This window comes from Burkholderia sp. HMSC10F09, from assembly GCF_001806955.1.
Lineage (GTDB): Bacteria > Pseudomonadota > Gammaproteobacteria > Burkholderiales > Burkholderiaceae > Burkholderia > Burkholderia multivorans.
Map to the genome: position 1 here is coordinate 3,978 of NZ_KV786837.1, position 3,735 is coordinate 7,712.

Consider the following 3,735-nt stretch of genomic DNA (forward strand, 5'->3'; position numbering starts at 1 on the left):
CACGTCGAACTGATCGATCGTCATGCCGAGTTGCTGCAGCAGCTTCTGCGTCGCCGGCGCCGGGCCGATGCCCATCACGCGCGGCGCGACGCCGGCGGTCGCCATGCCGATGACGCGCGCGCGGCGGCGCAGGCCGTATTGGTCGGCCGCTTCCGCATTCGCGAGCAGCAGCGCGCACGCGCCGTCGTTGACACCCGACGCGTTGCCGGCCGTCACCGTGCCGTCCGGACGCACGACGCCCTTCAGCTTCGCGAGCGCTTCGAGCGAGGTCTCGCGCGGATGCTCGTCGCGCGACACGACGAGCGGATCGCCCTTCTTCTGCGCAATCGTGACCGATACGATTTCTTCGGCCAGCGTGCCGTCCTGCTGCGCGCGGGCGGCTTTCTGCTGGCTGCGCAGCGCGAACAGGTCCTGATCGGCGCGGCTCACGTCGTAGTCGACCGCGACGTTCTCGGCCGTCTCCGGCATCGAATCGACGCCGTATTGCTGTTTCATCAGCGGATTGACGAAACGCCAGCCGATCGTCGTGTCGTAGATGTCGGCCTGACGCGCGAACGCGCTCGCGGCCTTGCCCATCACGAACGGCGCGCGCGTCATGCTTTCGACGCCGCCGGCGATCATCAGCCGCGCTTCGCCGGCCTTGATCGCGCGCGCGGCCGTGCCGATCGCGTCCATGCCCGAGCCGCAGAGCCGGTTCAGCGTCGTACCGGGGACGGCGGTCGGCAGCCCGGCCAGCAGCGCCGACATGCGTGCGACGTTGCGGTTGTCTTCGCCGGCCTGGTTCGCGCAGCCGTAGATCACGTCGTCGACCGCGTTCCAGTCGACGTCGCGGTTGCGTTCGACGAGCGCCTTCAGCGGCACCGCGCCGAGGTCGTCCGCGCGGACGTCTTTCAGGGCGCCGCCGTAGCGGCCGATAGGGGTGCGAATGGCATCGCAGATATAGGCGTCAGTCATGGCGTATCGGAAGGCGACGAACCCGCCGGATGGCGGATTCGTTCATGGTAGAGAATGTGGCGGCGTTTGCACGTCCGCCATTCGGGTTATGCCGGTTGGCCGACTTCCGCGGGCGCCGCCTTCGGCGCAACATGGACGCGGCTCTGAACCACGCGGAAGCGATTGGCGACGAATGCGGCATCGGCCAGCGCCGCGTTCGCGGCCGGATTGGCGCCCGTACCGTGGAAGTCCGAGAATGCCGCCGACTGATTGACGAACACGCCGCCTGTCAGGTTGATCGACAGCGCGACGCCGCCGCGCACCGCGGCTTCGTGTGCGGCGTCGATCACGTCGTCGGCCGTGCTGTAGACGGACAGCGTCAGCGCGCCGTGCTCGGCGGCGATTTCGCCAGCGAGATCGAGCGACTGCGCAGTCGAGTCGGTCGCGATCACGAACGAGATCGGCCCGAACCATTCCTGCGTGAATTTTTCGCGGTCGGCGACATCGAGCTGCAGCACGAGCGGCGTGCGTACGCGGGCGTCGGGGAAGGCGGGGTGCTGAAGCGTCTGGCTATCGAGAAGCACTCGGCCGACTGCGCGCGCGGCGTCGATACGTGCCGTCACGCCGTCGTTCTGGATGGCGCCGATCAGCTCGACCGACCGTGCCGGGTCGCCGGTGAGTTTCTGCACCGCGCCGGCGATCGCCTGCGCGACTTCGTCGAAGCTCGCATGGCCGTCGGCGGTGCGGATGCCGTCGCGCGGCACATAGATGTTCTGCGGCGCGGTGCACATCTGCCCCGAGTACAGCGCGAGCGAGAACGCGATGTTCTTCGCGGCGGCTTTCAGATCGTCGGTCGAGTCGATCACGATCTGATTGACGCCTGCCTTCTCGGTGTAGACCTGCGCCTGATGGGCGTGACGTTCGAGCCACGTGCCGTTCTGCGTGCTGCCGGTGAAGTCGATCAGCTTGATCTCGGGGCGCAGCGCGAGGTCCTGCACGAGTGCGCCGTCGTTCGGCTCCGTGGCGAGCAGCGTCACGACGTTCGGATCGAAGCCGGCCTCGCGCAGCACATCGCGCGCGATCCGCACGGTGATCGCGAGCGGCAGGATTGCGCCGGGATGGGGCTTCACGATCACCGTGTTGCCGGTCGCGAGATCGGCGAACAGGCCGGGATAGCCGTTCCAGGTCGGGAACGTGCAGCAGCCGAGCACGAGCCCGGTGCCGCGCGGGACGATCGTGTAACGCTTCTGCATCGCGAGCGGCGGGTTCTTGCCTTGCGGCTTTTCCCAATGCGCATCGGCCGGGATGCGGCGCAACTGGTCCCACGCATAGGCGACGGCCTCGAGCGCGCGGTCCTGCGCATGCGGGCCGCCGGCCTGGAACGCCATCATGAATGCCTGGCCCGTCGTGTGCATCACGCTGTACGCGATTTCGAAGCTGGCGCGGTTCAGGCGCGCGAGGATCTCGAGGCTGACACCGATCCACGCGCTCGGGCCGGCTTCGCGCCACGCCCGCTGGGCAGCGCCGGCGGCGGCGATCAGCCCATCGGGCGTCGACTTCGGATACCGGATGTCGAGCGCGACGCCATACGGAGAACGTTCCGCGCCGACCGTCTCGCCGCTGGCCGGCTGGTCGAGCTCGAAGGTCTTGCCCAGGTGCGATTTGAACGCGGCTTCGCCGTCTGCATTGCCGCTTTCCCCGTACACTTTGGGGCTCGGCATTTCGGCGAACGGGCTCCAGTATCCGCGGCTCTCGATGGCGGCGAGTGCGCGTTTCAGCGTGTCTTCGTGCTTCGTGAACAGTGCATGGGTCATGACGGCGGCCTGATGAACGTGAGAAGGGTTGGATCGATTAATTAACCGACCGGTTGGTCGGAGAATGGTAGCATCAAACTATTCGCGTGTGCGAGGCGTTTCTCAATTCATTGATCGAGGAGAAATAGATGTCTTACGAGAACATCCTGGTGGAGACGCGAGGGCGTGTCGGACTGATCGCGCTGAACCGGCCGAAGGCGCTGAACGCGCTGAACGACGCGCTGATGGACGAGCTGGGCGCAGCGCTGAAGGCGTTCGACGCGGACGACGCCGTGGGCGCGATCGTCGTAACGGGAAGCGAGAAGGCCTTCGCGGCCGGAGCGGACATCGGCATGATGGCCACCTATTCCTATATGGACGTGTACCGCGGCGACTACATCACGCGCAACTGGGAGACGGTGCGCCAGATCCGCAAGCCGATCATTGCAGCGGTCGCCGGTTTTGCGCTCGGCGGCGGCTGCGAGCTTGCGATGATGTGCGACATCATCTTCGCCGCCGATACGGCGAAATTCGGCCAGCCGGAAATCAAGCTGGGCGTGATGCCGGGCGCCGGCGGCACGCAGCGCCTGCCGCGCGCGATATCGAAGGCGAAGGCGATGGACATGTGCCTGACTGCGCGCTTCATGGATGCTGACGAGGCGGAGCGCGCCGGGCTCGTATCGCGCGTGCTGCCGGCGGACAAGCTGCTCGACGAGGCGTTGTCGGCTGCGGCGACGATCGCCGAGTTTTCACTGCCCGCTGTCATGATGATCAAGGAGTCGGTGAATCGGGCGTACGAGACGACGCTGGCGGAAGGCGTTCATTTCGAGCGCCGGCTGTTCCACTCGCTGTTCGCGACCGAGGATCAGAAGGAAGGGATGGCGGCGTTCGTCGAGAAGCGCAAGCCGGTGTTCAAGAACCGGTGATGGCATTGCGCGGTGGCTGCGGCCGTTGATGCCAACGGCGCAGCGCGCAATGCAGTAGGACCCGCGCGTCGTTGCCCCGCAGC

3 protein-coding genes are annotated in these 3,735 nt (G+C 66.8%); 1 reads left to right on the forward strand and 2 read right to left on the reverse strand.

Going from position 1 to position 3,735, the window contains the following annotated elements; all coding sequences use genetic code 11:
• A partial coding sequence (locus HMPREF3115_RS21535; protein ID WP_070555978.1) for an acetyl-CoA C-acyltransferase occupies positions 1–954 on the reverse strand: 954 nt, incomplete at its 3' end.
• Positions 955–1,040: 86 nt separating this feature from the next.
• Complete coding sequence (gene paaN, locus HMPREF3115_RS21540) at positions 1,041–2,747, reverse strand: phenylacetic acid degradation protein PaaN (RefSeq protein WP_070555964.1); 1,707 nt, start codon at positions 2,745–2,747, stop codon at positions 1,041–1,043.
• 128 nt (positions 2,748–2,875) lie between these two features.
• Here paaN and HMPREF3115_RS21545 point away from each other — a divergent pair, with 128 nt between their 5' ends.
• The gene (locus HMPREF3115_RS21545) at positions 2,876–3,652 is read left to right on the forward strand and encodes an enoyl-CoA hydratase (RefSeq protein WP_070555973.1); all 777 of its coding nucleotides are present in this window, start codon (positions 2,876–2,878) and stop codon (positions 3,650–3,652) included.
• The last annotated feature ends 83 nt before the right edge of the window (positions 3,653–3,735 follow it).

Bases quoted from the DNA above. Each gene is read 5' to 3' on its own strand.
- paaN (WP_070555964.1), bottom strand. From the start codon at position 2,747: ATGACCCATGCACTGTTCACGAAGCACGAAGACACGCTGAAACGCGCA.
- HMPREF3115_RS21545 (WP_070555973.1), top strand. From the start codon at position 2,876: ATGTCTTACGAGAACATCCTGGTGGAGACGCGAGGGCGTGTCGGACTG.